The 2,107-nt window shown below is 42.7% G+C and carries 7 tRNA genes; 2 read left to right on the top strand and 5 right to left on the bottom strand.

The window, feature by feature from the left end:
- Positions 1-50 precede the first annotated feature (50 nt).
- The 5 genes from CWC18_RS18540 to CWC18_RS18520 all read right to left on the bottom strand — a co-directional run bounded on the left by CWC18_RS18540 (position 51) and on the right by CWC18_RS18520 (position 518).
- A tRNA-Val gene (locus tag CWC18_RS18540) sits at positions 51-126 on the bottom strand.
- Between the two features lie 15 nt (positions 127-141).
- Positions 142-217 (bottom strand) — tRNA-Val (locus CWC18_RS18535).
- A gap of 38 nt (positions 218-255) precedes the next feature.
- A tRNA-Val gene (locus CWC18_RS18530) sits at positions 256-331 on the bottom strand.
- Positions 332-347: 16 nt separating this feature from the next.
- Positions 348-423: transfer RNA gene (locus CWC18_RS18525), tRNA-Val, on the bottom strand.
- A gap of 19 nt (positions 424-442) precedes the next feature.
- Positions 443-518: transfer RNA gene (locus CWC18_RS18520), tRNA-Val, on the bottom strand.
- A gap of 1,144 nt (positions 519-1,662) precedes the next feature.
- Between CWC18_RS18520 and CWC18_RS18515 the strand changes: the two genes are divergently transcribed.
- Together CWC18_RS18515 and CWC18_RS18510 are read left to right on the top strand one after the other, a co-directional pair.
- A tRNA-Ala gene (locus CWC18_RS18515) sits at positions 1,663-1,738 on the top strand.
- Between the two features lie 39 nt (positions 1,739-1,777).
- Positions 1,778-1,853 (top strand) — tRNA-Glu (locus CWC18_RS18510).
- Positions 1,854-2,107: the final 254 nt, after the last annotated feature.

The following is a 2,107-nucleotide window of genomic DNA, read 5'->3' as shown; positions in this document are numbered from 1 at the left end:
CCAACTGAGCTAATCACCCAAATAATCAATGCTTTGCTTTCACCATGAAATGGTGGGTCGTACTGGACTTGAACCAGTGACCCTCGCCTTGTAAGGGCGATGCTCTCCCAACTGAGCTAACGACCCGCAAATTTTCTAAAATGGTGGGTCGTACTGGACTTGAACCAGTGACCCTCGCCTTGTAAGGGCGATGCTCTCCCAACTGAGCTAACGACCCATTTTAGAATGACAAATAATCTGGTATCCACAAAAAGATGGTGGGTGATACTGGACTTGAACCAGTGACCCTCGCCTTGTAAGGGCGATGCTCTCCCAACTGAGCTAATCACCCAGATATTTATTTTATTTGGTGGGTCGTACTGGACTTGAACCAGTGACCCTCGCCTTGTAAGGGCGATGCTCTCCCAACTGAGCTAACGACCCAAATAAAATATTTAGATAATGGTGGGTCGTACTGGACTTGAACCAGTGACCCTCGCCTTGTAAGGGCGATGCTCTCCCAACTGAGCTAACGACCCATATCTAAATCAACAACGTTTGCCGCGTCGTTGTGGGGCGCTATTATAGGGAGACTTGAAATAGTGTCAATACTTGAAGTTACAAAATTAGTTTATATGCGGTTTTTATCGCCAATAAGTGAAAGTGCTACATTTATTACCTACAGCGAAATTATTTTGTTATTTAATGAGGGGGGAAGCAACTTAGTTACTGAAGGAGTTGAAAAGAGGCGTGGTGATAAGGATTTGAAGCAAAATGGATGTGTGTATGGTTACTTCTTCTGATCTTTATTCATAATAAACCACTGTCATAGAAAGGGTGTTAAGTTTAGGGGCTGTTGATCCTTCAGGTTCATTCTTGCAGCAGTTTGACTGGCTTTTATACAAGGCAGAGGCTGCGTGGCATAGTTATTCCATGTGAGTCAGCCGATAACATAGTAGACAAGCCAATAAATCGCTTCCTACCGGTCCTTTTGAACGCCTTTTTCTCTTTGATTCGCTTAGATTACTAGGCCACCATTAAGCGCCGTGATAAAAGCACGCTCAAAAAAATAGAACAGCAAAGATCAACAGCCCCTAGTGCTCTGAAAGCGATTGGTGTGAATAGAGCTTAAATTAATATCATCTTAAAAAGCGGGAGAGGGCTCTGTAGCAGCTATATATTCACCTTATTTAACTGTGCACTCAATATGTAAGCGTAAGAAACGGTAATAATCTTTGCTCTTAAAGTTTTATATAGAATGAAAGTCCAGAAGAGCTGTGATTGATTTACTGAGTTTACATCGTTATTAGTGAAACCAGATATGTCATGCAAAAAACCTGTCAATTGGTATATATTGTGGAATCCCCGTTTAGATTAAGCTGGTACTGTGAGTAGGTGAGGTGAAAAAAGTAATAGGGAAAGGGGATTATATTTTGTCTTTGATAAAAGGCATGCTTGATAAATCTTCGATGAATTAATTTGGTACTTTTTTGAGCAAAAACAAGAGTTTTAATTGAAGTTCGATTTTGATGTGGTTATATTAGCAACAGCTTGGTGGTTTTTAGAGCGCTTGATAAAAAGTTAACTGAAAACTGTTGACTTTGTTTGTGTGCCTGCATAGAATGCGGCCCGCACTCAGCGATACAGGCTCGCAAGTTACTTTGCTAAGTTTGTTACTGGTTTGGGGCTATAGCTCAGCTGGGAGAGCGCTTCGCTGGCAGCGAAGAGGTCTGCGGTTCGATCCCGCATAGCTCCACCAAATCATTCAGTGCATTGTCCTAGAGTACACGTTTTATGTGTCCCCATCGTCTAGAGGCCTAGGACACCGCCCTTTCACGGCGGTAACAGGGGTTCGAATCCCCTTGGGGACGCCACTTTACTCAGGTAAAGTCATGTTATCTAAAAATCTTCGAGTGGTTTCTAGATTATACTAACTCATATGGTGCGAGTTAAAATAGCCAGTCCTAGTGACACAGATTTAATTCTGCAATTAAGAATAAGGCCATTGCCTCACAGGCTCGGTCTCATCTAACGCAGAAATAGCAAATAACTATTTGCAAATCAATTTCTGCGTCCCCATCGTCTAGAGGCCTAGGACACCGCCCTTTCACGGCGGTAACAGGGGTTC

Source organism: Pseudoalteromonas aurantia (assembly GCF_005886875.1).
GTDB classification, from domain to species: domain Bacteria; phylum Pseudomonadota; class Gammaproteobacteria; order Enterobacterales; family Alteromonadaceae; genus Pseudoalteromonas; species Pseudoalteromonas aurantia_A.
This window is presented reverse-complemented; position numbering and strand designations above follow the sequence as displayed.